Raw genomic sequence first — 23,155 nt, 5'->3', positions numbered from 1 at the left:
GGGCGGGGGCAGAGCCCCCTTTTTTCTTCATTCCACGATCTCAGCCGTTTCCAGCACGGCATGCAAGAGAACATCGGCGCCCGCGGACGCCCATTCCTTGCTGATCTCCTCGGCCTCGTTGTGGCTGAGGCCATCGACGCAGGGGCACATGACCATCGCGGTCGGAGCCACCTGATTGATCCAGCAGGCATCGTGGCCGGCGCCGGAAATGATGTCCTGATGACTGTAGCCCAGGCGTTCGGCGGCCTCGCGCAGCTTGCGCACCAGGCCCTCGTCGAATTTCACCGGGTCGAAGCCGCCGACCTTCTCGAAGGCGACATCGAGGCCCATCTCGTCACAGATCTTTTGGGCGCCCTCCTTCAGGCGGGCCTCCATGTCCTCGATCACCGACAGCTCGGGGCTGCGGAAGTCGACGGTGAAGACGACCTTGCCGGGGATCACGTTGCGCGAGTTGGGATAGACGTCGATGTGACCGGCGGCGCCGACGGCATGCGGCGCATGCGACCAGGCGATTTCGTCCACAAGTTGCAGCACCTTGGCCATGCCCAGCCCTGCGTTCTTGCGCATCGGCATGGGGGTGGAGCCGGTGTGGGCATCCTTGCCGGTGATCGTCACCTGGGTCCAGCTGAGGCCCTGGCCATGGGTCACGATGCCCACGTCCTTGCCCTCGGCCTCCAGGATGGGGCCCTGTTCGATGTGCAGTTCGAACATGGCGTGCATCTTGCGGCTGCCGACGGGCTCCTCGCCCTCCCAGCCGATCCGTTTCAGCTCATCGCCATAGGACTTGCCCTCCGCATCGACGCGGGATTTGGCCCAGTCTTCGGTGTGCAGCCCGGCGAAAACGCCGGAAGACAGCATGGCGGGGGCAAACCGGGTGCCCTCCTCGTTCGACCAGTTGGTCACCACGATCGGGTGTTTGGTCTTCACGTCCAGATCGTTCAGCGTGCGGATCACCTCCAGCGCGCCCAGGACGCCCAGAACCCCGTCGTACTTGCCGCCCGTGGGCTGGGTGTCCAGATGGCTGCCCATATAGACCGGCAGTGCGTCGGGATCAGTGCCCGGTCGCTGGGCAAACATGTTGCCCATGGTGTCCAGCCCCATGGTGCAGCCTGCGGCCTCGCACCAGCTCTGGAACAGGGCGCGGCCTTCGGCATCGGCATCGGTCAGGGTCTGGCGATTGTTGCCGCCCGCCACGCCGGGGCCGATCTTCGCCATCTCCATCAGGCTGTCCCACAGCCTCTCCCCGTTGATCTTCAGGTTTTCTCCGGGTGCGGACATGGCAGGATCTCCAAAGCTTACTGTCTTCATTTTGACCACTTGGTCAAACGCGAGGCTAGCAGAGCCCGGTGACCAGTCAAGAAAACCCCCGCCTCCCGCGACGGCCGATACGCCTGCGACGGGAAAATTGCCTAAACGATCATCGCTGGACATCTCCGTCCGCCCGGTCAAAAATCATGACCCGGAAAAACACTTGAAAACGCACCGAAACGGGCGCCTGCCGCCAGCCTCTCGGCGCAAGGAGCAGTTGAGCCGCATGACGCAACCCGTCGCCCGCACGCGCATCCAGCGCAAGAATATCGCGCTGATTTCGGAGGCCGCCCTGTCGGTCTTTTCCACTTGGGGGTTCCGCGGCTCCACCGTCGACCAGATCGCCAAGGAGGCGAACCTGTCGAAACCCAATCTGCTCTACTACTTCCCCTCCAAGGAGGCGATCCACCAGCACCTGATGTCGTCGCTGATGGAAACCTGGCTGGATCCGCTGCGCGAACTGGATGAGAAGGGCGAGCCGCTGGAGGAGATCCTGACCTACATGCGCCGCAAGCTGCAGATGAGCCGGGATCATCCGCGCGAGAGCCGGCTGTTCGCCAATGAGATCGTGCAGGGCGCGCCGCGCATCCATGACATGCTGGAGACGGAGCTGAAGGAGCTGGTCGATGAAAAGGCCCGGGTCATCCAAGGCTGGATGGCGGACGGGCGACTGGCCCCCGCAGATCCCTGGCACCTGATCTTCTCCATCTGGTCGCTGACCCAGCACTACGCGGATTTCGACGTGCAGGTGAAGGCGGTGCTGGGCCCGGAAAAACCCGACCCCTTCCCCGACGCGGAAACCTATCTGTCGACGCTCTTCACCCGGATGCTGACGGTCTAGTCGGCCCCGCCGGGATCCACGCCGATCTCCTCCATGTAGGCGCGCACACAGCTTTGCACGTGGCGAAAGCGGTCCCCGCCAAGGTGGGTGCCGCCGAACCAGCGGGTGACCACGATCATGTGGCCTTCCAGCCCCGCGCGTTCCAGCATCCGCAGGATCACCATGCCCGCGCCAGCCTCGCCATCGTCGGCCTTCACCGGCTCACCCGGCAGCAGCAGCGCCCAGGTGTTATGCGTGGCCTTGGCGAACTTCTTCTTCCGCTTCAGCGCCTTTATCAGCGCCTCGGCCTCGGCCCGGCTGGCCGCCGGCCCGCCCGCCACCGCGTATTTGGAACCCCGGTCGCTCAGGACCCCGTCCAGTATCGTCAGATCGCTCATGCCCCTCCCCTGCCCCGGCGCCGCGCCCATGGCAAGCCTTCGGTCGATGTCGCCGGCCCGATTTCCGACAGGACGACGGCAGATCCCTGTCGCGACCGGAAGCGGAGACAAGAAAAAGGGCCCGCGAGGGGCCCTTCTGCACCGCTGCCGGTGCCTGACGATTTAGGTCGACCGGTCGTGCCGGCCGCCCTTGGATCGCCTTCGATCACTTCACGATCAGGAACGTATCCAGGGATTCACCACGGGCCAGGGCTTCCTTGATCCAGGCCGGCTGGCGACCGCGGCCGCTCCAGGTTTGCGTGCCATCTTCCGGATTACGGTATTTCGGCGGGTTCACTTTCGCTTTCCGCCCGGTCTGCCCGGTCAATTCGGAAAGGCTGAAGCCCATCTCGGCGGCCTTGGCTTCAAGTTCGACCAGAGCCGCTTTGCGTTGACGTTCTTCGTAGGTCTTGATCGCCGTCGAAACACGGGCCTGCAGCTTCTTCAGATCACCCAGGGACAGGGTATCCAAATCAATATCCAGCATAATCACACATCCTTTACGCTTGGGGAAAGGAGACTTCCCGTCACCCATTCCGCCTCTTACACCAGTGATTTTGGAATGAGCAACCACAATGTATCTAATTTCCATTAACAAATCAGCGTCACATCACGAAAACTGTCGAGCGGAACTTTCCCTCCATTCACTTGCGCGGCGTTCTCGGCGAAAAATGGCCGGGCGAAATGTTCCGCCCGGCCATCTTTGCCGAAGTTTCGTGCAACTGGAGACGCTAAAAAGCGACAGGGTTTAACTACTTGTTTAAAATACCCAAACGCTCGACAACGTTTTCGATCATCCGCATTCCGGCATCCTGACCCAATGACATGATGGACTCGGGGTGGAATTGCACGGCCGCGACAGGCAAATCGCGATGCTCCACCCCCATCACGATCCCGTCATCTGTTCGGGCCGTGACGCGCAACTCCGCCGGCAGGGTCGCCTCGACCGCGTGGATCGAATGATAGCGCCCGACGGTTACTTCCTCGCCGAGGCCATCGAATACGAGTCCCGGTTCCGAAATCCGAATGCGGGAGGGTTTGCCGTGCATCGGCTCCTCCAACTGACGCAATTCAGCGCCAGCATGTTCGCAAATGGATTGAAGCCCCAAACAGACGCCAAATAGCGCCAGATTTCGATCCAGGCATTTCCGGATCGTTTCCGACGTTCCGAAATCGGACGGGCTGCCCGGGCCGGGAGAAAGGACAACAAGATCGGGGGCAAACTCGTCGAACACCTGTTCAATTACGGGCGTCCGTGTCGTCATTACCTCCGCGCCGGTCTGACGGAAGTAGTTCGCAAGCGTATGGACGAAGGAATCCTCGTGATCGACCAGGAGAATGCGCCGTCCCTTGCCGCGTTGCAGGCGCGTTCCGTCGCCGGCGCCGTCATTGCTGCCGCGATCCCCGCGAATGGCGGCGCGCATGGCAGAGGCCTTTAGCTCGGTCTCGGCCTCCTCGGCATCCGGGTCACTGTCGTTCAACAGGGTCGCGCCCGCGCGGACCTCCGCCACGCCGTCCTTGATGCGAATGGTGCGCAAGGTCAGGCCGGTATTCATGTCGCCATTGAATTGCACCGCCCCCACGGCACCGCCATACCATTTGCGCGTGCTCTTCTCGTGTTTCTCGATGAAGCGCATCGCCCAGAGTTTCGGCGCGCCGGTCACCGTCACCGCCCAGGCGTGGCTGAGGAAGGCATCCATGCTGTCCATGCCCTCACGCAGACGACCCTCGATATGGTCGACGGTGTGGATCAGACGCGAGTACATCTCGATCTGACGCCGCCCGATGACCCGGACCGACCCCGGCTCGCAGACCCGGCTCTTGTCGTTGCGATCCACGTCGGAACACATGGTCAGTTCGCTCTCGTCCTTCTTGGACTGCAGCAGCGTCAGGATCTGCTCGCTGTCCTCGATGGCGTCGCGGCCGCGTTTGATGGTGCCCGAGATCGGGCAGGTTTCCACCCGGCGCCCGGTGACCCGCACGAACATCTCGGGGCTAGCCCCCACCAGATATTCCTGCTCGCCCAGGTTCATGATGAAGCCGAAGGGCGCCGGGTTGATCTTCTTCAGCCGCTCATAGATCGCCGAGGGGCTGTCGTGGCAGGGCTCGTAGAAGACCTGGCCCGGCACCACCTCGAACAGGTCCCCACGGCGGAAGCTCTCCTTCGCGGACACCACCAGCTTGGCATATTCGCCGGGCACGTGATCGCCGCGCGGCACATCCTCCGGGCCCTTCTGGAAGGGTTCGGCGGCAATCCCGCCCTCCAGCCCGTCGGTGGTCAGGTCACCCGCGCTGAACTCGTAACGATAGCGGGTGGTCGTGGTGGAATAGTGGTCACTGACGATGATGTCGTCCGCCAGGAACAGCACCAGGTCGCGCTGATCCTCGGGTCGGTCGAGGGTGAAATCGATCGGCTCGAACTGGAAGGCCAGGTCGTAACCGAAAGCACCGTAGAGCCCCAAGTACCCGTCTTCCTCGGAAAAGAACAGGTCGACGATCTGGCGCAGGACCGAGAAGACGGAGGGCGCGCGCGAGCGTTCTTCCTCACTGACCACGCGCGTCGGCTTGCGGATCATCAGGGCGATCTCGTCCTCGCGCGTCTCGGCGGTCTCGATCGCGTCCAGCCCTTCCAGAACCGGCGCGATGATCTGCAACAGGACCCGGCCCCGACCGTTCAGGGCGGCGATACGCATCGCGCGGCCGCGCGCCTCAACCACCAGCGGCGGCTCGGCGAAACCAAAATCCCAGCGGGTGTAGCGGCCCGGGTATTCGTAGTTGGAGGAGAGCAGAACGCCCCGGTGCGAATCCAGCCGTCGGGCCAGCGCCTCGGTGTCGCGGGGATACACCCCCGGCAGTTCCTTGCGGGTGACGTTCACGCCCCCCTTGGTTCGGAAGGTCAGGTCAGTCATGTCAGCTTCTCTTGGCAGGGGCGGCACGCAGCGTATCAGCGCGAGGCAATCGGGCCGGGGCCGCCGGAATTTGGAAAAGGGTCAGCGGGGCGATGGTGTCACCATCGCCAGGAAAGCGGCCAGAATTGCCATCGCTTCCCGAGCATTGCCCTTCGTCCTCTCCAGAGCCCGCGTGGGGCCGAAAATGCCGTCCTTGCCGCTCCGTCGCGGCGCGGGGCCGACAGTCGGGGCAAGGAACTCCTCGTATGTCCGCCGCGGGACCGCGCATGTCAAGCCTCGCGCTTGCCGCCGCGGCGCCGGCGTGCGACTCCGGGGGCAGCAAACGTTCCGAGGAGACGCCCCATGCCCGCATCCGCCCCGCTGTCGCCCCTGCCCGATCGCCCGCTGTCCATCTGTGTTGTCGGCGCCGGGGCCATCGGCGGCACCATCGCCGCGAAGCTGGCCCTGGCCGGTGAGACCGCTGGTCTGGCCGAGGTGTCGGTCGTGGCGCGGGGTGCGCATCTGGCCGCGATCCAGTCCCAGGGGCTGCGCCTGACCACACCCGAGGGCAGCCAAATGGTGCAGGTGACGGCCACCGACGACCCCGACACCCTGCCGCCGCAGGACATCGTGATCACCGCGCTGAAAGGCCATCAGGTGCCGCCCATGGCAGAGAATCTGGGCCGCCTTCTGGCCCCCCACGGGCGTATCGTGCCGGTGGTGAACGGGGTGCCCTGGTGGTACCCGATCGCCGACGGAGCAGGCGGGCAGAAGGGCGCCGAAGAAGTCGATCCGGGCGGCGTGTTGTGGCGTGAGATCGGGCCCGAGCGCGCCATCGGCGCCATTGCCGTCATCGGCGCCACCCTGCCCGAGCCGGGCCATGTGGAGGTCAACATCGACGGGCATTTCGACCTGGGCCGCCTGCCCGGTCAGGACCGCGCCGACGTGGAACGGCTGGCCGCGATCTTCGACGCGGCGGGGCTGGTGACGAAACAGACACAGCCCTTCCAGAACGCCATCTTTTCAAAGCTCTACTCGAACTGCGGCTTCAATTCCGTCTGCGCCCTGGCGCGGGCCCCGATGAACCGCATGCTGGCCGATCCGATCCTGTTCGAGCTGACCCGCGACATCGTGATGGAGGTGGCAGCCGTGGCCGATGCCGAGGGCGCCGAACTGCTGGAAGATCCGGAAGAGCGGCTGATCCGGGCCCGCGACGGCGCCGCCTTCAAGCCCTCGACCCTGCAGGACCTGGAGCGCGGCCGCCCGATGGAGATCGAACCGATCTTCGGCGCCGCCCTGGCCGTCGGTCGCAGCCATGGCATCGCCATGCCGAAGCTGGAGATGGTCACCGCCCTGCTGCGCTCCGTCGACCGCGCGGAGGACTGATCCGCGATCGCACGCGCCCTGCGGGGCCGGTTGCAAACTGCGAACCGGCCCTTTGCAAATGCGGTGGCGCCTCAGCGCAACCCGTCGAACTTGCTGATCTCATCCGCCGCCAGGCCGCCGAGGCGGGCGTGGATGCGCGGGCCCTTGGACATGGTCAGCACGTAGAGGATCTCATCCGCGCGAGGACCTTCGGGCAGCCCCACTTCCATCGCATCGAAATGCGAGCGCACATAGGCGGCATTGGTGTGGCCCAGAGGCACGTCCAACCGGGTGCCCGGCCCGCCCTGCTTCTTCGACGAGGGCACGATGGCCAGCGATTCGCCCAGCACTTCGCGCATGGAATAGCCCCCCGCGACGTGCCACAGCGCGGCATGTTCCAGCTCGCCCTGCTCGCCGGCGATGGCGCCCTTGCCGTAGGCGTCGATCCCCTCGACCCCGCCCATGGCCTCGACCAGCTTGCGCGCCATGGCCAGTCCCAGGGGTTTCAGGTCTTCCATCGCCTGGGTCAGATCCTCCTGGTAGGTGCCCGCATAGGGGTTCTTCACCAGGGCCAGCACGGCGCCGCGGACACGCGGGCCGCTGACGGGACCGCCGTCATGGTGGATCTCTTCGAGGATGACTTGCGTCTTGCGCAGGGTGAATTCGGCCATCGGGCCCTCCATCTGTCGGGACGCGCCCGGCGCGTCCGGTTCGTTTCGCCCGGCCGGTCAGCCGGGCAGCATGTCCTTCATCGCGCCCGTCGTCCGGACCTCGCCCGCCAGCGCCAGATGCGCCGCGCCGATCAGATCCCGCGCGCGCAGGTCCTCGGCGTAGGTCAGCCCCGCGTCCAGCGCCCTTGTCACCTCTTCCGGGGTCAGCGGCCCCAGGTCAACCGTGACAGGTCGCTTGCCCAGGTCGCTGTCGGGGATCAGCTCCTCCGCGGGTTGTCGCGTCACCGCCGGGTGGCCCGGCAGATCGACGCGATTGGCGATCATCGTGGCCGCGGCATCCGCCGCCGCTGCGCCGCGCGCCAGCACGGTCACCGCATCGGCGATGCCCAGGGAATGGCTGCGCCCGCCACGACCCGACGTCGCGCAGCCGCGAAAGGGCGCTTCGGGCGGCAAGTTGACTTGGCCGCCGGGCAGCGCCAGCCGCATGCCTTCGCTCCCGGGCGCCCAGGCGATGTCGCCGCCATTGTTGACCCAAAGCTTCGCATCGGGGGCCACCGAGACCATCGCCGCCAGGATCTCCTCGGCGACGCTGCCAGCGACGGCGGCCATGGGGGTGATGAAATCGGGGGCGAAGGGTGCAACGGCGGCCACCATCCGCGCAGCCACTGGGCCGCGCCCCTGACCACCGGCACGGCGCAGCTCCGGCAATTCCGCCACCAGCTCTTCCAGCAGGCCGTCGAAGCGGGCGCAGGCGGCGTCATAGGCCGCTTGCCGCACCGCCGCTTCGGCGAAGATCACCAGGTCGATCGGCCCGGCGTTCAGGTGCAACCGCACCCCGTCGGGCAAGAGCCCCGCCTGCATCAGCCGGCCTTCTTGCTGTCACCCGGGAAGGGCGTGACCGTACCGTCGCCGGCCGGCGCCTCACGGCCAAGCGCGCGGAAGACGTTGTGGTATTCGCCCCCCCGTTCCAGCACGTCGCGGATCGGTCGGATCGCCCCGTCATGCCCGCCAAGACCCACGTAGAGGTCGCGCGGCATGGTAAATTCCAGCGGCGCCACCAGCGCGGGTGTCGGCACATAGCCGAAGGAATTCTTCGGCATGTCCAGCACGTTGGCCATCACGGTGATGCCACCGCCGGGCCAGAGGAAGACATCGGCCCCGCCCAGGGTCACCTTCGCCTCACCCGCCTGCACGGCGCGGGTCAGCCGCACCGGGTTCTGCGTCACGCCGGAGCGCAGGGAGCCGCCGGCGCCGGCACAGAACATCACGGTGCAAAGCGCCGGTTCGCAGTTCTCCTCGATCAGCGCGACGGAGCGCGCCAGCGCCTCGGGCATGGGCGCGGGTTGCGGCTCCAGGTTTTCATCCAGCACGTAGTAGGCCGCGTGTTCGCCGGTGGTGGACACCATCAGCAGGGTCAGCCCGGGCCGTGCGCCCTTCTTTTCCAGCCACTTGTCGAGGATGGTCAGCGGATCCGAGATGTCAGTGCCGCCCCAGCCCAGGCCCGGTTCCGCCACCTGGAAATAGCGCCCCGGCGTGGACCGGCGGCCCTTGATGCGGATGCCCGTATCTTCCCAGCCGATGACCTTGCCGGCCTGGTGTTCCGAGACGACGCCGGTGATGTGGTCATCGACCACCACCACCTCGTCCACGTGGCCCTGCCATTGGGTGGCGAACATGCCGATGGTGGCCGAGCCGCAGCCGACGCGCATCCGCGTTTCGGCCTGGCCGTCCACGATCGGCGCCTGCCCCGCCTGCACGATAACGGTCGACCCACCGTCGATCGACAGCTCCACCGCCTCGCCGTTGCACAGCGCCATCAGGTTGTTGCAGGTGGCGCGGCCCTCAGCCTTTGACCCGCCGGTCAGGTGATCCACGCCCCCCAGCGACAGCATCTGCGACCCGTATTCGCCGGTGGTCACGTGGCCGATCACCTCGCCATCGGCGCGCACGGCCGAGGCCTCGTCGCCGAGGTGGCGGTCGGTGTCGATCTTCACCTTCACACCGCAGTAAGAATAGATCGCCTCCGTCACCACGGTGACGGTATCGACGCCTTCGACCTCGCGGCTGACGATGAAGGGGGCGGGTTTGAAATCGGGATAGGTGGTGCCGGCGCCAAGGCCGGAAACGAAGAGGTCGCGGCCCGCGATCATCGTGCCATCCCAGTCGCCCTCGGCGGGCAGGAAGGGGCGCACCTCCTGGCCTGCGGCGAGGGTGCGATCCAGCACCGTCACCGGGTCGCAGCGCACGATCTTGCCGTTTTCATTGGCATAGCGGTCGCAGGCGCCGGTGCGTCCCTCGGCCACGTAGCACATGACAGGGCAGGCATCGCATCTGATCTTGTCCACGGGCGCCATGGCGGACATCCTTTCAAGAGTGGCTCGCAGGCCTGTGCGTTCGCACGGAACACGGGCCTCGTGACGTGAAACAGGGGTTTTCACGCCGCGTCACATTCGTTGGTACACAAATGGTATTGACTCAGATGCCCCGCAGGTGTCAATGCCTTTCCAGATCCCCGACAGTTTGATCCTCCCCGCATTGATCGAGAGACCATTTTCCATGCATTACGACTTTTCAGATGACGACGCGGCCCGTTACCGCCTCGATGAACAGGTCGGCTTCCTGCTGCGCAAGGCCAGCCAGCGGCACCTGTCGATCTTCTCGCAAAACCTCTCCGCCCTGACGGCGACGCAGTTCGCGGCCCTGGCCAAACTGTGCGAACTGGGCCCGACGTCGCAGAACGCCCTAGGCCGCGCCACGGCGATGGATGCCGCCACGATCAAGGGGGTGGCCGACCGGCTGCGTGCCCGTGACCTGGTGACGGCGGAACCCGACCCGGTGGACCGTCGCCGCCATTACCTGATCCCCACCGAGGCCGGTCGCGCGCTTTATGCCGAACTGGCCGGGTCCGCGCTGAAGATCAGCACCGAAACCCTTGCGCCGCTCAGCGACAAGGAACGCGAAACCCTCCTCTCCCTGCTTGCCAAGATGGGCTGATACGCCGGGGCCCTGCCCCCGACGCCGAGCCCATGCCACCACTCACGAAGACCCGAGGCAAAGAGGTGTGTCGCCCCGTTTTCCACTCAGGCAACGGGGAGTGACGGAGCCCGCCCGGAGCGAAAGCTCCGGGCGGATCTGTTTCAGGGGCCCTGAAACGACAAAGGGGCCCGCGTGGGGCCCCCTCCCGTCTCGATCTGCTCTGGCAGTCAGACGCCCAGGTGCGCGCGCAGCCGCGTCTCGCCCGGGGCGATCTCGGGTTTGGTGAAATCCTCGGCATTGCGCCCCATCTCGATCACGCTGATCCGGTCGGCCAGTTCCAGCACCGCATCGATGCGCTGCTCGACCAGCAGCACGGCCAGCCCTCGGTCGCGCATCTGCACCATGACCTGACGGATCGCCTCGATCATCGAGGGCTGAAGCCCCTCGGTCGGTTCGTCCAGCAACAGCAGCTTGGGCCGCAGGCACAGCGCGCGCGCCGTGGCCAGCATCTGCTGCTCGCCACCCGAGAGCGTGCCGGCCCGCTGGCCCATCCGTTCGCCCAGGCGCGGGAAGAGCTCCAGCATCTCGTCGCGGGTCTCGCGTCGCTTGGCGGCGTCCTTAGGCCCGGCGCCCAGGCCGACCTCGATGTTCTGCGCTACCGTCAGTTCGGAAAACAGCCGGCGGCCCTGGGGCACATAGCCCACGCCGTGCCCCGGCACCTGGTGCGGCGGCAGCGCGGCCAGGTCGGTGCCGTCGAGCCGGATCTGCCCCGCCTCGGCCCGGACCAGGCCCATGATCGCCTTCATCAGCGTGGTCTTGCCCGCGCCGTTGCGACCCATCAGCACCGTGATCTCCCCCAGCGCGGCCTGCAGCGATACCTCGCGCAGGATCGTTGCCTGACCATATCCGGCGGTCAGCCCCTCGATCTGAAACATCAGCTCGCCTCCGTTCCCAGATAGGCGGCCTGTACCGCCGGGTTGGCGTGGATTTCCGCCGCGGTGCCGCGGGCCAGGACCTCGCCGAAGTTCAGCACGGTGATCTCGTCGGCCAGCTCCATGACCACGGACATGTTGTGCTCGATCAGCAGGATGGTGGTCTCCGCCGACAGCTCGCGGATCAGCGCCTTGAAGGCGGTGATCTCGCTTTCCGCCAGGCCCTGAGTCGGCTCGTCCAGGATCAGCAGCCGCGGCGCGGAGGCCAGGCCCATGGCGATCTCCAGCAGGCGCTGGTGGCCGTAGGACAGATCGCCCGCCACGTCGGCGGTGCGATCCGCCAGACCCACACGGGTCAGCGCATCGGCCACCACCTGTTCCACCTTCGCAGCGTCCCCGCCCAGCTTGCGCCGGGCCGCCAGGGCCACGTTTTCGTGGCAACTGAGCCGCGCGAAAACGGAGGTGATCTGGAAGGTATAGCCCATGCCAGCCGCCACACGTTTGTGCGCCGGCATCTGCGTCACGTTGCGGCCGTCGAACCAGATCGCGCCGTCGGTGGGTTCCAACCGGCCGATCAGCATCGACACGAAGGTGGTCTTGCCCGCCCCGTTCGGTCCGATCAGCGCATGCACCTGGTTCTTGCGCAGGGTGAAGTCGATGTCGTTGTTGGCCCGCAGCCCGTCAAAGGACTTGCCCAGCCCCTCGGTCGACAGGATCACGTCGGTTTCGTGTTTCATGGCAGATCCTTCCAGAAGCGGCGGCGGATCTCGCCCACGATGCCCTGCGGCGCGAAGAGGGTCAGCAGGACCAGCACAACGCCCGCGATCAGCATGTAGGCCTCGGTCACGCCGGAGGCCACGTCGTTGAGGTAGGTCATGAAGAGCACGCCCACGAAGGGCCCCAGCACCGTCCCGGCCCCGCCAAGCAGCACCCAGAGCAGCGCGAAGATCGAATATTGCACGCCGGCAAAGCTGGCGCCGACATAGCCGAACATGGTCGCATAGGCGCCGCCCGCCGCGGCCGAGATCGTGCCGGAGATCACCAGCGCGGCCAGCTTGCGGCCGCCAGTGTCATAGCCCAGCAGGCGGGCGCGTTCCTCGTTCTCGCGCAGGGCCACCAGGACCCGGCCGAAGGGATGGCGCACCAGCCACAGCGACAGCATCAGCGCGATGGAAAACAGCGCCCAAGCCAGCAGGTAACGCGTACCCTCGTCGCTGAGATCCCAGGATCCGATGGCGCGCATGTCGCCGGGGATCACCAGCCCGTCGTCGCCGCGGGTGTATTCGCTGAAGTAGAGGATCACGAGGTAGGCCGCCTGGGCGAACATCAGCGTCACGATCATGAAGCTGACGCCCTCGGTCCGGAGCGCCAGCAGGCCCACCACCAGCGCCAGCAGGGCGCCACAGCCCAGGCCGATGATCCAGGCCGGCAGCGCCGGAATGGCGAAGTGATAGCTGGCGATGCCGACGCCATACATGCCCGCGCCGAAGAACATGGCATGGCCCAGCGACAGCAGGCCGGTATAGCCGAAGGCGATGTTGTAACCGATGGCATAGACCGCCAGCACCATCACCCGGGCGAAGACCCCATGGTGATAGGCCGGCAAGATGAAATGCAGCGCGAAGAGGCCCGCGATCAGGCCAAGGTGCGATGTCAGGTCACGTCTGGTCATCGGTTCTTCACCCCGAACAGGCCCTGCGGACGGAAGACAAGCACCAGCGCCACGGCCAGCGTCGCGATGATCTTGGCCAGCGTCGGCGTGAAGAAGACCGAGATGATGCCGTCCGACATGCCGATCAGCACCGCGGCCACGACGGTGCCCGCCAGGCTGCCAAGCCCGCCGATGATGACGACGATGAACGACAGCAGCAACGCGTCACCGCCCATCAGGTAATGCGCCTGCTGGATCGGCACGATCAGCACACCGGCCAGCGCCGCCAGGGCGGCACCGGCGCCGAAGACGATGGCATAGACCCGCTCGACCGGAATGCCAAAGGCCGTGGCCATTTCGCCATCCAGCTGCGTGGCGCGCATGATCAGACCGGCGCGGGAGCGCGTCATGAACAGACGCAGCCCGGCCAGGATCACCACGGCGGCAACGATGACGAACAGCTTGTAGGAGGTCGTGGACAGGCCCCAAGGATAATACATCTCCAGCCCGTTTTCGCCCCAGGCGACCCAGGGCAGCGCGATACGTTCGTTGAAGGGGGCCACCACCGGCTTCGCATCCGGGCCATAGCCCATGAGGGCGGCCTGCTGGATGATGTAGAGAAGTCCGATGGTCGCCACGATCACCCGTTCGGGATCATAGTTCAGCCGCTTCAGGATCACCACGTCGGCCGCGGCCGCGATGGACCCCACGATCAGCGGCGCCAGGACAGCGGCGGCGATGAAGTTGACGGCCGGGCCGCCACCGAGGCCCATCATGAACTGGGTCACCACCCAGGCCATGACCGCGCCCAGCATGTAGAACTCGCCATGGGCGACGTTCACCACGCGCATCACCCCGAAGACGAGGCTCAAACCGCTGGCCATCAGTGCCAGGACGGCGGCCAGAACGGCGCCCTCCAGCATGGCCAGCATCAGATAGGGTCCGAATTCCATCTTCTCTCTCTTGATTTCAGGTGCCGAACCGGCGGACGGCGCGGCCTGTCAGGCAATGCGGGACCCAGGCCCCGCATCCCCGCAGCATTTCCAGCCATCGGATCAACAGACGTTCCGCCCGCCCGGAGGCCCGCAGCGGACGGGCGACACGGTGCGTGCGCCCTGCCCCGATCCGATAGCCAAAAATACTCATGTTGAAAGGTCTGCGCCCGGATGACGGCCGTCCCCCGGGCGCGGGCAGTCTGACGTCAGAAGCTCATCGAGGTGTAGTCTACCTCGTCGGGGTACATCGTCTCTTCGTAGTCGACGGTCTTCTGCACCACCAGCTTGCCACCCTCGACCTTCGAGATGTACTGCGGGCCGAAGACCTGGTGGGTCTTGCCGTTGAACATCTTGGTGCCGCCCGGGTGGGCCGGACCGGCTTCCATCAGCGTCATCGCCTCGACCGCCTCGATCAGGGCCTGACGGTCCTCGGTGGACTGATAGCCCGCGGCCTCCATGCCCGCCTTGATGACATGCAGCGTCTCCCAGCAGGAGAACATGTGCGCCGAGGTCGACACGTCCGAGGGATCGCTGACCGAGGCCCCGTTGGCATCCAGCCCCACGGCATCGCGGTAGGCGGTGACATAATCGGGCGCATCGTCCTGCAGGTATCGCGGCATGCCTTCCCAGAAGTAGGTGCCATCGAGGAACTCAAGGCCCGGCGAGGTCAGGTCGGTGGCCTCCAGACTGTCGATGAAGCCGAAGATCTCGGGGCGCGAGGGGCCGAAGAACTCACCCATTTCCTTCACGAAGGTCAGCACGGCGGGGCCGATCATCACGTGATAGATGACCTCGGTGTCGCGCGGGATCTGCGGGAAGTACTTGGTGAAGGAGGTCTCGGTCGGCGGGATCGCGATGGAGCCGACGATCTCGCCGCCTGCGGCCTCGATGGCCGGGGCCAGGTTGTCGCGGTGATCGTAGCCGAAGGCATAGTCGGGGTAGATCATCGTGACCTTCTTGCCCAGCACATCGGTGATGAAGGGCGCCATGGCCGAAATCTGGCTCTTCACGTCGGTGATGCCCGGCTGCATGGTCCAGCGGTTCAGCATGCCCGAAGCCACGTGGTGCCCTTCGGAGCAGACGAAATAGGGCAGCTTCAGCTCGCCGGCGCGGGGGGCGGCGCCCACGACCACGTGGGAGAAGAGCGTGCCGAAGGCCACGTCGCAGCTGGACTGGTTGGCAAACTTCTCCAGCACCTCGGCGGCGCGGCGGGGGTCGGTGCCGTCATCCTCGGTCACCAGTTCCACGGGACGGCCGTTGATCCCGCCTTCGCCGTTGATCTTCTCGATCGCGGCGACGGAGGTGCGTTCGTACCAGCGGCCATAGGCGGCGCCGATGCCGGTGGCGTGCTTGCCAAAGCCGATGCGGATCGGTTCGGCGCTCTGCGCGCTGGTGTAGCGGGCCCAGAGCGGCATTGTGGCAGCCGCGCCCGCGCCCATGGCCAGCGTTTTCAGCGCCCCGCGGCGCGTGGGCTGGATAAGCCCGCTGGTCTTGGTCTTGCTGGTTGTCTCGGTCATCTCATTTTCCCTGTTGGCAACGTTCTTACCGGATCTTATTCGGCTGACCCTGGGCGAAAGTCTGTAGGCACACAAACGATCTGTCCAGCCTTTTGAGTCGTTTCCCTCGGCGCCTGTCGCGCCAGTTTCGGCGCAATGCCCAAGGAAAGGGCAGCGCGACGGGATCCGGCCCGCCGCATCCTCACGCCCCCCGGGGCGAGGCCAGAAGCCATAGCCCGAACAGCGTATAGAATATCATGAACAGCGCCAATGGCGCCTGGCTCAGCGCTGCGCGGCCATGGCTGCCGTGCAGACGCAAGGCGGCCACGTGGCTCATCACGATCGCCAGGACATGGCCCAGCACCACCGCCGCCGCCTGGCTGAGCCAGATCACCCGGACAGAGGCCTGCCGATTGAAAAACCCCGTGCTGACAGTGACTTCGCGCAGGCCCAGATGATGCGCGACCATGTTCCAAAGGTACTGCCCCTCCACCAGGGCCGCCGGCAGGTAGTGAGCCGCGTGGTAGCCGAAGGCGATCGGCAGGATCGCCGGGGCCAGCACGCGGAAACTGGCGCCGAAGCCGCCGGCCTCCACCAGGATCAGCCCCGCCTTGACCGAGGCCGCGTAGAGCAGGACCAACAGCGGACCGCACAGGATCAGCCCCGTCAGGTTGGCCCCGACCACGGCACTGCGTCCGGTGAATTCCAGCGGGTTCATCCCGATCCAGCCAAACCAGCGGAAGGTCTCGTTCAGCCCGTCGAAGGAGCCAAGCGCCAGCGACATCAGCATGAAGATCGCCAGGCTGACCGATGGGGCGCGGCGCTGATCCAGGTCCCATCCGGGCAGGCCCAGGCGCCAGCGCCCACCCCGCCGCCGCAGCGGGGCCAGCTGTGCATAAAGATGCATCAGCACGCCCAGCCCCTCGCCGCGCAGCAGCCAGCGCGCCCCGAACAGCGCAGAGCCAAGGGCCGTGACACCCCAGTAGGCCAGCACCATCCAGGCCAGCCGGTCGGGATCGGTGGGCGCGATATGGACCATCAGCACCCCGGCAAAGGCCAGATAGCTCAGGCCCGCCGGCCAATATCCCCAGCGGGCGGGATAGCGCAGCAAGGGACGCAGCCCGAAAAGGCGCATCAGGCCGAGGGTCGCGCGAAACGGGCTGAGCCAGCGCCAGAGGTCACCGAAGACCCCGCAACCCGCCACGAGGAACAGCCAGAAGCCGGTCCAGACCAGCAGCGGCAGGGGGTTCTTCACCGGATCCTGCGGCCCCGCGAACCCCTGGCTGATCGCCCAGAGCAGCAGCAGCGCCGACAGCGCCGAGGTCACCTCAACGCCGCGCGGCGGCCCAGCCCGGCCAAGGTCCCGCGTGCGGAACAGCCGCCGCGCCGCGCCCTCGGGGATCAGCGCGATCAGCACGACGGTGGCCAGCACCGAGGCCACGCCGCCCGCGATATATGCATCCGTCGGCAGGAGCAGCACGAAGCCCCCTTCGGAGGCATGTGCCAGCGCCTGCCCCGGCATCAGCAGCGCCGCCACCAGCGCCACAATCTGTCCAAGCTGTCTTTGCAATGGCTCCCCCGCCCCGCCGGTTGTCCGTGTCGTGATCATGCTCCGGGCACCTCCTCATGCAAGTCAGAACTTCCCCGGCCGCGGATGCAAAGAGGAATTGACATCACGCGGCGCATCGGAAATTCATTTGCACACAAATGTATCTAACAGCCCGATCCGGCGGCGCGGGCCAACGACGGAGACAGGACATGGAAAGCGGACAGGTCATCGGCTGCGACGTGGGCGGCACCTTCACCGATCTGGTGCTGATGGACCCGGCCACGGGCGAGGTACGCATAGCCAAGGTGCCCTCGACGCTGGATGACCAGTCGCGCGGCGTGATGAACGCGGTGGCAGAGGCCGAGGCCTCCCTGCCGAGCACCGCGCTGATCGTCCATGGCACCACCACCACGACCAATGCCGTGCTGGAACGCAAGCTGGCCCGCACCGGCATCATCACCACCCAGGGCTTCCGCGACGTACTGGAGCTGGGCCGCCGCACCCGCCCCCAGGCCTATGGGATGAAAGGTGATTTCAAGCCGCTGATCCCGCGCGACCTGCGCCTTGAGGTGCCCGAACGGATGGATGCCGAAGGTCGCGTCGTGACCCCCCTGGACGAAAACGCCCTGCGCGACGCCGCCCAAGCCCTGCTGGATCTGGGCTGCACCGCCGTCGTCGTCCATTTCCTGCATGCCTACCGAAACCCGGAGCACGAGATCCGCGCGGGCGAGATCCTGAAGGAGATCTGGCCCAATCCTTACGTCACCCTCGGCCATGCCCTGCTGTCGGAAAGCCGCGAATACGAACGTGGCGTGACCGCGGCGGTCAATGCCTCGGTCCAGCCGATCCTCGACCGCTACGTGCAGAATCTGGCCGGCTCGCTGGAAAGCGGCGGCTACGCCGGGGAACTGCTGGTGATGAACGGTAACGGCGGCATGGTCTCGGCCCGCCGCGTGGCCGAAGAGGCCGCGCGCACCGTCATGTCCGGCCCGGCCTCTGGCGTCATGGCCGCGGCGTTCACCGGGCGTGCCGCCGGCATCCCGGACCTGCTGACCTACGACATGGGCGGCACATCGACCGACGTGGCGCTGATCCGCAATGCGCAACCCGCTGTCTCAAACGAGATCGAGGTGGAATATGCCATGCCGATCCACGTGCCGATGGTCGACGTGCGCACCGTGGGTGCCGGCGGCGGCTCCATCGCGCGGGTCAATGCGGCGGGCCTGTTGGAGGTCGGACCAGAATCGGCCGGCGCCACCCCCGGCCCGATCTGCTATGGCCGGGGCGGCACGGACCCCACGATTTCGGATGCCAACCTGCTGCTCGGACGGCTCGACCCCGCACGGCTGAAGTCGGTTGAGGGCGGAGTGACTTTGCAAACCGTCCGCGACATCTTTGCAAAGAAGCTGGGCGACCCGCTGGGCCTGACGCCCGAACAGGCCGCCGAAGCCGTGATCCAGCTGGCCAACGTGAAGATGGCGGGTGCCATCCGCATGGTTTCCGTCTCTCTCGGCGCCGATCCGCGTGACTTCGCCCTCTTCGCCTTTGGCGGCGCCGGACCGCTGCACGCCGCCTCGCTGGCGCGCGAGTTGGGGGTGCCCCGCGTGTTGACCCCCGCGCGGCCGGGCATCACCAACGCGCTTGGCTGCCTTGTCGCCGACCTGCGCCATGATTTCACCAATACCGTGGGCCAGCCGCTAGACACGCTGGACATGGGCGCCCTGGCCGACACGCTGACCGCCCAGGCCGAAGAGGGCCGCGCCCTGATCGCCCGTGAAAAGGTCGAGATCACCGAGATCCGCGTGCTGCATTCGCTGGACATGCAGTTCATCGGCCAGACCCACCTGCTGCGGGTGGAACTGGAGGGGCCGGTCATCAGCCGCGAGGCCCTGCAGGCCGCCTTCGAGGAGGTCTACTGGAAACGCTTCCACGTGCGGCTCGACACGATCCGCGCGGCGGTGGTCAATGCCAATACCTCGGTCATCGGCACGCGCAACTCGCTGGATCCGGCCCGCCTTATCCCGGCCGAACACCGCAAGGCCACGCTGGACGAGGCCTTGCGCGCCACCCGCCCGGTGATCTTCGACGGCGAAACGTATGAAACGCCCCTCTATCGCCGCGACCTGTTGCCTGCCGACGCCGCCTTCGACGGCCCGGCGATCCTCGAACAGATGGACACGACCATTCTCGTGCCCCCGGGCGACCGCGTGACCACCGATGCCATCGGCAACATACTGATCCAGATCCGGGGCGCCGAATGACCCATTGCGCCCCCCGCCCCTTCCGGCGCCCGGGACAGCCCTGCGCAGGGCTGTCCTGTGCAGGACGTCCGCCCAGTTTCCGGCCGAGCCAACAGCCCGGCCTGCGACCGACGACTGGGCTCCGCCCGTTCGCCCCTGAAACGCTTTCCCAGAACGTTTCCCAGACGGGGCTCACCCCCATGGGCGGGCGCGATGCGCCCACCCGCGACCGGGCACCGGCCTCGGCATATCGCGCTGACAATTCCGCTCCTTCTATCGCATCCGAGGTGACCCGATGACCATCGACCCGATCACCCTCTCCGTCATCCAGGCAGGCCTGCAACAGGTCTGCGACGAGATGGACCTGTCCTTCTCCCGCGCCGCCTTCTCCCCGGTGATCGCCGAGGCGAACGACCGTTCCGACGGGATCTACTCGGCCGAGGACGGGTCGCTGATCGCCCAGGGCAACATGGGCCTGCCGGTCTTCGTCGGCACGATGCAGTATTCCACCCGCGTCTTGATCGAAGGCATCGCCGAAGGGCTGGTGGCGGAACCGAATCCCGACGACATCTACATCGTCAACGACCCCTACCTGGGCGGCACCCACCTGATGGATGTGCGCTTCGCCCGGCCCTACTACCGCAACGGCGAAATCTTCTGCTGGCTTTCCAACACCGGCCACTGGCCCGACACCGGGGGTGCAGTGCCCGGCGGCTTCTCCGCCTCCGCCACTTCCGTGGAACAGGAAGGCCTGCGCCTGCCGCCGGTGCGCCTGTTCAAGGAAGGGGTGCTGGATCGCGAGATCTATCAGATCATCTGTTCCAACATCCGCGTGGCCGACCAGCGCATCGGCGACGTCCAGGCCCAGGCTGCGGCACTTAAGGTGGGCGAGGAACGGCTGAATGAGCTTCTGGACCGCTACGGCGACGACGTGGTGGCCCAGGCCATTACCGAGCTGCGTGCCCGCGCCAGCGCCCAGATGACCCGCTATGTGGAGGAGATCCCCGAGGGCACCCATTGTGCCTCCGCCTGGATCGACAGCGACGGCGTGGTGGACGAACCGCTGGAGATTCGCCTGGCGGTGACCCGCGAGGGCGACCGGCTCAGCTTCGACTTCACCGGGTCCTCGGCGCCCTGTACGGGACCGATGAACTCGGTCCTGGCCACGACCCTCAGCTCGGTCTACCTGGCCATGCGCCATATCTTCCCCGAGGTGCCGATCTCCGCCGGGGCCTTCGAGCCGCTGCACGTCACCGGCTACGAGGGCACCTTCCTCGACGCCCATTACCCGCGCCCGGTCTCGGGCTGCGCGGCCGAGGTCAGCCAGCGGATCGCCGAGGCGGTCTTTGCCGCCCTCGCTCCCGCCCTGCCCGACCGCGTGACGGCATCTCCCGCCGGGTCTTCGGGCAACTTCGCCCTGGGCGGGCACGACCCCGAGAAGGGGCGCGATTTCGTCATGTACCAGATTTCCGGCGGCGGCTACGGCGGCAATGCCGACCACGATGGCCTGTCGAACGGCTGTTCCACCATCGGCATCTCCAAGGCCCCCCCGGTGGAGATCATGGAGGCGCAGTTCCCGGTCCTCTACCACCACTATGCCCTGCACGAGGGCTCCGGCGGTGCGGGCTTCCACCGCGGCGGCTTCGGCCTCGACTACGCGGTGGAGCTGCGGCGGGGGCTGGCCACCGCCAGCTTCGTCATGGACCACGGACGCACCGGGCCGCAGGGCGCGCTTGGCGGCGCCGACGGGGCGGTGAACAAGGTGCGGGTGATCCGCGACGGCGCGGTGCATATCCCCTCGCATCTGTCGAAGGAGCAGGACATCCCCCTGGCCCCGGGCGACGTCGTGCACGTGCGCACCCCCGGTGGCGGCGGCTATGGCGATCCGATGACCCGCCCCGCCGAGGCTGTGGCCGAGGACGTGCGCCTGGGTCGCTACACCGCGGAGCAGGCGCGCGAGATGTTCGGGGTGGTCCTGACGGGCCAAACCGCCGACATGGCCGCGACCGAAGCCCTGCGCAGCGCCACCGCACGCTAAATCACCGGGTCAACCAAGGGGCCGGCCCCGCCCTCATCCGACAGCCGGAAATACTCCGGGGGTCCGGGGGCTGGCCCCCGGACCGTCCCCGCTGCCCCTACATCCGCCAGGGCACCACGCCCGGCGGCAGGCGGCGCCCGGCCAGATCCAACATCAGCATCAGGCCCAGCGTGGCCGCCACGGTCACGCTGGCCATGGCGGCGGCCAGCACGGTATAGCCGCCATCCTCGTAGTTGAAGATCGTGGTGCCGATCGTCTCATGGCCCGTCGACCACAGCAGGGCCGACACCGTCACCTCGTTGTAGGCGGTCAGAAAGACCAGGATCGCGCCGGAGGCTGCCGCCGGGGCGACCAACGGCAGGTAGATCCGCCCCATCCGGCGCCCGAACCCCGCCCCCGACACCCGTGCCGCGTCGTCCAGCGACGGGTCCAGCTGCCCGTAGGCCGCCGCCACCGGCTTCAGCGCGACGGAGAAGAAGGCCGTCAGATAGGCCAGAACGATGATCCACAGGGTATTGTAGAGCGACAGCTGCGTCAGCGGCAGCGGCCGCAGGAAGGCCAGGATGAAGGCGATGGAGATGACGAGCCCCGGGATCGCGTAGCTGATCTCGGCCAGGGTGGCGATGCCGCCGGCGATCCGGCGTGGAGGGCGGGCCCGGGCGCTGAGGAAGAAGGCCAGCAGGCAGGACAGCGCCGCCAGCACCAGCGCCGCCAGCCCGGCGGCCAGGGTGGAGTTGAGGAAGGCGCGCAGGGTCACGCTCTGGCGGACCAGCACCTCGGTGAAATTGGCCCAGGTCAGCGTGTCGAGGTTGAGGCGCACCCCATAGGTCGGCACCAGCGCCGTCGCCAGCAGCGAGGCCAGCGGCAGGACCAATGTGGCCAGAGCGTAGAGCGCCATCGCGGCCGTCACCGGGGCGCGCCAGCGACCAAGCGCGATGCGCAGTGGCGCCTGGGCCGGGCCGATCACCTGCGACCGCGCCCGCCGTTGCAGCCGGGATTGCAGCCAGATCGCAGCCACCGCCACCGCCGCCAGCATCAGCGAGATCACCGCCACATCGCGCAGCACCGAGGGGCCAAAGCTGGACAGCCGCCGCCAGATCAACACCGGCAGGGTGACATAGCGCGCCGGAATCCCCAGCAGGGCCGGGATGCCGAAGTTGCCGAGCGCTGAGACGAAGGCCAGCGCGAAGCCCGCCAGCAGCGAGGGCGCCAGCAGCGGCAACAGAACCCGACGCAGGAGGCGCGCGGGTCGGGCGCCGGAAATGCGCGCGGCCTCCGACATCTCGCGCGGCAGGGCGCGCAGGGCGGCCAGCACCACAAGGAAGACCAGCGGCGCATGTTGCAGCGTCAGCAGCAGCCAGACGCCGCCGGGGGAATAGAGCGGATGGGTTGCCCCCATCTCGGGCGCCAGGTGCAGCGCCTGCAGGACGGGGGAGGCAGGACCGAGCGCCTGCACCCAGGCAATGGCGGTCACATGAGGCGGGATCATCATCGGCAGCAACAGGACGAAGACGAAGAGCCCCTTGGCGCGCAGGTCGCTGAGGCCGATGACCAGCGCCATCACCGTGCCGATCACCAGCGCCCCTGTCCCCGAAACCGCGGCACTTTCCAGCGAATGCCACAGCGCCGCGCGCACCGACCGCCCGCCCAGGGCGTCGAGCAGCGCACCCGTCCCCTCGGCCAGTCCCACCCGGAACAACAGGCCCAGGGGCATGACCAGCAGCCCCAGGGCGAAAAGGCAAAGCGCGGCGAGCGCCAGGGGCTCGCCGCGCGATAGTCGTTTCAGCAA

19 protein-coding genes are annotated in these 23,155 nt (G+C 67.0%); 5 read left to right on the top strand and 14 right to left on the bottom strand.

The window, feature by feature from the left end; all coding sequences use genetic code 11:
- Nucleotides 1-27 precede the first annotated feature (27 nt).
- Nucleotides 28-1,278 (bottom strand): Zn-dependent hydrolase, encoded by a 1,251-nt coding sequence (locus LC066_RS14520; protein WP_224900395.1) that lies wholly within the window; start codon nucleotides 1,276-1,278, stop codon nucleotides 28-30.
- Between the two features lie 256 nt (nucleotides 1,279-1,534).
- On the opposite strand from LC066_RS14520, the gene LC066_RS14515 reads away from it, so the two are divergent.
- Nucleotides 1,535-2,149 carry a TetR family transcriptional regulator C-terminal domain-containing protein gene (locus LC066_RS14515; RefSeq protein WP_224900393.1) on the top strand — a complete coding sequence of 205 codons (615 nt, stop codon included), beginning with the start codon at nucleotides 1,535-1,537 and terminating at the stop codon, nucleotides 2,147-2,149.
- Here LC066_RS14515 and LC066_RS14510 read toward each other — a convergent pair.
- The 3 genes from LC066_RS14510 to LC066_RS14500 form a co-directional block, all read right to left on the bottom strand.
- Nucleotides 2,146-2,526 carry a YigZ family protein gene (locus LC066_RS14510; protein WP_224900391.1) on the bottom strand — a complete coding sequence of 127 codons (381 nt, stop codon included), beginning with the start codon at nucleotides 2,524-2,526 and terminating at the stop codon, nucleotides 2,146-2,148. The genes LC066_RS14515 and LC066_RS14510 overlap by 4 nt on opposite strands.
- A gap of 205 nt (nucleotides 2,527-2,731) precedes the next feature.
- Nucleotides 2,732-3,052 (bottom strand): H-NS family nucleoid-associated regulatory protein, encoded by a 321-nt coding sequence (locus LC066_RS14505; RefSeq protein ID WP_222478694.1) that lies wholly within the window; start codon nucleotides 3,050-3,052, stop codon nucleotides 2,732-2,734.
- A gap of 265 nt (nucleotides 3,053-3,317) precedes the next feature.
- The gene (locus LC066_RS14500) at nucleotides 3,318-5,474 is read right to left on the bottom strand and encodes an anthranilate synthase component I (RefSeq protein WP_224900389.1); all 2,157 of its coding nucleotides are present in this window, start codon (nucleotides 5,472-5,474) and stop codon (nucleotides 3,318-3,320) included.
- 342 nt (nucleotides 5,475-5,816) lie between these two features.
- On the opposite strand from LC066_RS14500, the gene LC066_RS14495 reads away from it, so the two are divergent.
- Nucleotides 5,817-6,839: a ketopantoate reductase family protein gene (locus LC066_RS14495; protein ID WP_224900386.1), complete on the top strand. Its 1,023-nt coding sequence runs from the start codon at nucleotides 5,817-5,819 to the stop codon at nucleotides 6,837-6,839.
- A 71-nt stretch (nucleotides 6,840-6,910) separates the two neighbouring features.
- On the opposite strand, the gene LC066_RS14490 is transcribed toward LC066_RS14495, so the two are convergent.
- The 3 genes from LC066_RS14490 to LC066_RS14480 are packed head-to-tail and all read right to left on the bottom strand — an operon-like array spanning nucleotide 6,911 to nucleotide 9,852.
- A complete protein-coding gene (locus LC066_RS14490; protein ID WP_085886610.1) occupies nucleotides 6,911-7,489 on the bottom strand; it encodes an amino acid synthesis family protein in 579 nt (192 codons plus the stop codon).
- 57 nt (nucleotides 7,490-7,546) lie between these two features.
- Entirely contained in the window at nucleotides 7,547-8,350 is an 804-nt protein-coding gene (locus tag LC066_RS14485) for a UPF0280 family protein (RefSeq protein WP_224900383.1), read from the bottom strand.
- Complete coding sequence (locus tag LC066_RS14480; protein WP_224900381.1) at nucleotides 8,350-9,852, bottom strand: 6-hydroxynicotinate reductase; 1,503 nt, start codon at nucleotides 9,850-9,852, stop codon at nucleotides 8,350-8,352. The genes LC066_RS14485 and LC066_RS14480 overlap by 1 nt, the downstream gene beginning before the upstream one ends.
- Before the next feature lie 193 nt (nucleotides 9,853-10,045).
- On the opposite strand from LC066_RS14480, the gene LC066_RS14475 reads away from it, so the two are divergent.
- On the top strand, nucleotides 10,046-10,483 hold the full coding sequence (locus tag LC066_RS14475) for a MarR family winged helix-turn-helix transcriptional regulator (RefSeq protein WP_224900378.1): 438 nt from the start codon (nucleotides 10,046-10,048) through the stop codon (nucleotides 10,481-10,483).
- 209 nt (nucleotides 10,484-10,692) lie between these two features.
- On the opposite strand, the gene LC066_RS14470 is transcribed toward LC066_RS14475, so the two are convergent.
- From LC066_RS14470 to LC066_RS14445, 6 genes are all read right to left on the bottom strand, one after another.
- The gene (locus LC066_RS14470) at nucleotides 10,693-11,400 is read right to left on the bottom strand and encodes an ABC transporter ATP-binding protein (RefSeq protein ID WP_224900375.1); all 708 of its coding nucleotides are present in this window, start codon (nucleotides 11,398-11,400) and stop codon (nucleotides 10,693-10,695) included.
- Nucleotides 11,400-12,134, bottom strand: coding sequence for an ABC transporter ATP-binding protein (locus tag LC066_RS14465; protein ID WP_222478706.1), 735 nt, complete (start codon nucleotides 12,132-12,134; stop codon nucleotides 11,400-11,402). Before LC066_RS14465 ends, LC066_RS14470 begins: the two co-directional genes overlap by 1 nt.
- Nucleotides 12,131-13,069 carry a branched-chain amino acid ABC transporter permease gene (locus LC066_RS14460; protein ID WP_224900372.1) on the bottom strand — a complete coding sequence of 313 codons (939 nt, stop codon included), beginning with the start codon at nucleotides 13,067-13,069 and terminating at the stop codon, nucleotides 12,131-12,133. The genes LC066_RS14465 and LC066_RS14460 overlap by 4 nt, the downstream gene beginning before the upstream one ends.
- A complete protein-coding gene (locus LC066_RS14455) occupies nucleotides 13,066-14,001 on the bottom strand; it encodes a branched-chain amino acid ABC transporter permease (protein WP_222478710.1) in 936 nt (311 codons plus the stop codon). The genes LC066_RS14460 and LC066_RS14455 overlap by 4 nt, the downstream gene beginning before the upstream one ends.
- A gap of 248 nt (nucleotides 14,002-14,249) precedes the next feature.
- Nucleotides 14,250-15,560, bottom strand: a complete 1,311-nt coding sequence (locus LC066_RS14450; RefSeq protein WP_224900369.1) for an ABC transporter substrate-binding protein — start codon at nucleotides 15,558-15,560, stop codon at nucleotides 14,250-14,252.
- 181 nt (nucleotides 15,561-15,741) lie between these two features.
- Nucleotides 15,742-17,148 carry a hypothetical protein gene (locus LC066_RS14445; protein WP_224900367.1) on the bottom strand — a complete coding sequence of 469 codons (1,407 nt, stop codon included), beginning with the start codon at nucleotides 17,146-17,148 and terminating at the stop codon, nucleotides 15,742-15,744.
- Between the two features lie 149 nt (nucleotides 17,149-17,297).
- On the opposite strand from LC066_RS14445, the gene LC066_RS14440 reads away from it, so the two are divergent.
- Together LC066_RS14440 and LC066_RS14435 are read left to right on the top strand one after the other, a co-directional pair.
- Entirely contained in the window at nucleotides 17,298-19,349 is a 2,052-nt protein-coding gene (locus LC066_RS14440; RefSeq protein WP_224900364.1) for a hydantoinase/oxoprolinase family protein, read from the top strand.
- Between the two features lie 274 nt (nucleotides 19,350-19,623).
- On the top strand, nucleotides 19,624-21,366 hold the full coding sequence (locus tag LC066_RS14435; RefSeq protein WP_224900363.1) for a hydantoinase B/oxoprolinase family protein: 1,743 nt from the start codon (nucleotides 19,624-19,626) through the stop codon (nucleotides 21,364-21,366).
- 97 nt (nucleotides 21,367-21,463) lie between these two features.
- Here the strand turns inward: LC066_RS14435 and LC066_RS14430 are convergent, their stop codons facing one another.
- Complete coding sequence (locus LC066_RS14430; protein ID WP_224900361.1) at nucleotides 21,464-23,155, bottom strand: ABC transporter permease; 1,692 nt, start codon at nucleotides 23,153-23,155, stop codon at nucleotides 21,464-21,466.

The sequence above is a fragment of the Pseudooceanicola marinus genome (assembly GCF_020177265.1).
Lineage (GTDB): Bacteria > Pseudomonadota > Alphaproteobacteria > Rhodobacterales > Rhodobacteraceae > Pseudooceanicola > Pseudooceanicola marinus_A.
The sequence above is the reverse complement of the archived record's forward strand: the minus strand, read 5'-3'. Positions and strand labels throughout refer to the sequence as shown.

Coding starts and splice junctions, on each gene's coding strand:
- LC066_RS14520 (WP_224900395.1), bottom strand. CDS start 1,278: ATGTCCGCACCCGGAGAAAACCTGAAGATCAACGGGGAGAGGCTGTGG.
- LC066_RS14515 (WP_224900393.1), top strand. CDS start 1,535: ATGACGCAACCCGTCGCCCGCACGCGCATCCAGCGCAAGAATATCGCG.
- LC066_RS14510 (WP_224900391.1), bottom strand. CDS start 2,526: ATGAGCGATCTGACGATACTGGACGGGGTCCTGAGCGACCGGGGTTCC.
- LC066_RS14505 (WP_222478694.1), bottom strand. CDS start 3,052: ATGCTGGATATTGATTTGGATACCCTGTCCCTGGGTGATCTGAAGAAG.
- LC066_RS14500 (WP_224900389.1), bottom strand. CDS start 5,474: ATGACTGACCTGACCTTCCGAACCAAGGGGGGCGTGAACGTCACCCGC.
- LC066_RS14495 (WP_224900386.1), top strand. CDS start 5,817: ATGCCCGCATCCGCCCCGCTGTCGCCCCTGCCCGATCGCCCGCTGTCC.
- LC066_RS14490 (WP_085886610.1), bottom strand. CDS start 7,489: ATGGCCGAATTCACCCTGCGCAAGACGCAAGTCATCCTCGAAGAGATC.
- LC066_RS14485 (WP_224900383.1), bottom strand. CDS start 8,350: ATGCAGGCGGGGCTCTTGCCCGACGGGGTGCGGTTGCACCTGAACGCC.
- LC066_RS14480 (WP_224900381.1), bottom strand. CDS start 9,852: ATGTCCGCCATGGCGCCCGTGGACAAGATCAGATGCGATGCCTGCCCT.
- LC066_RS14475 (WP_224900378.1), top strand. CDS start 10,046: ATGCATTACGACTTTTCAGATGACGACGCGGCCCGTTACCGCCTCGAT.
- LC066_RS14470 (WP_224900375.1), bottom strand. CDS start 11,400: ATGTTTCAGATCGAGGGGCTGACCGCCGGATATGGTCAGGCAACGATC.
- LC066_RS14465 (WP_222478706.1), bottom strand. CDS start 12,134: ATGAAACACGAAACCGACGTGATCCTGTCGACCGAGGGGCTGGGCAAG.
- LC066_RS14460 (WP_224900372.1), bottom strand. CDS start 13,069: ATGACCAGACGTGACCTGACATCGCACCTTGGCCTGATCGCGGGCCTC.
- LC066_RS14455 (WP_222478710.1), bottom strand. CDS start 14,001: ATGGAATTCGGACCCTATCTGATGCTGGCCATGCTGGAGGGCGCCGTT.
- LC066_RS14450 (WP_224900369.1), bottom strand. CDS start 15,560: ATGACCGAGACAACCAGCAAGACCAAGACCAGCGGGCTTATCCAGCCC.
- LC066_RS14445 (WP_224900367.1), bottom strand. CDS start 17,148: ATGATCACGACACGGACAACCGGCGGGGCGGGGGAGCCATTGCAAAGA.
- LC066_RS14440 (WP_224900364.1), top strand. CDS start 17,298: ATGGAAAGCGGACAGGTCATCGGCTGCGACGTGGGCGGCACCTTCACC.
- LC066_RS14435 (WP_224900363.1), top strand. CDS start 19,624: ATGACCATCGACCCGATCACCCTCTCCGTCATCCAGGCAGGCCTGCAA.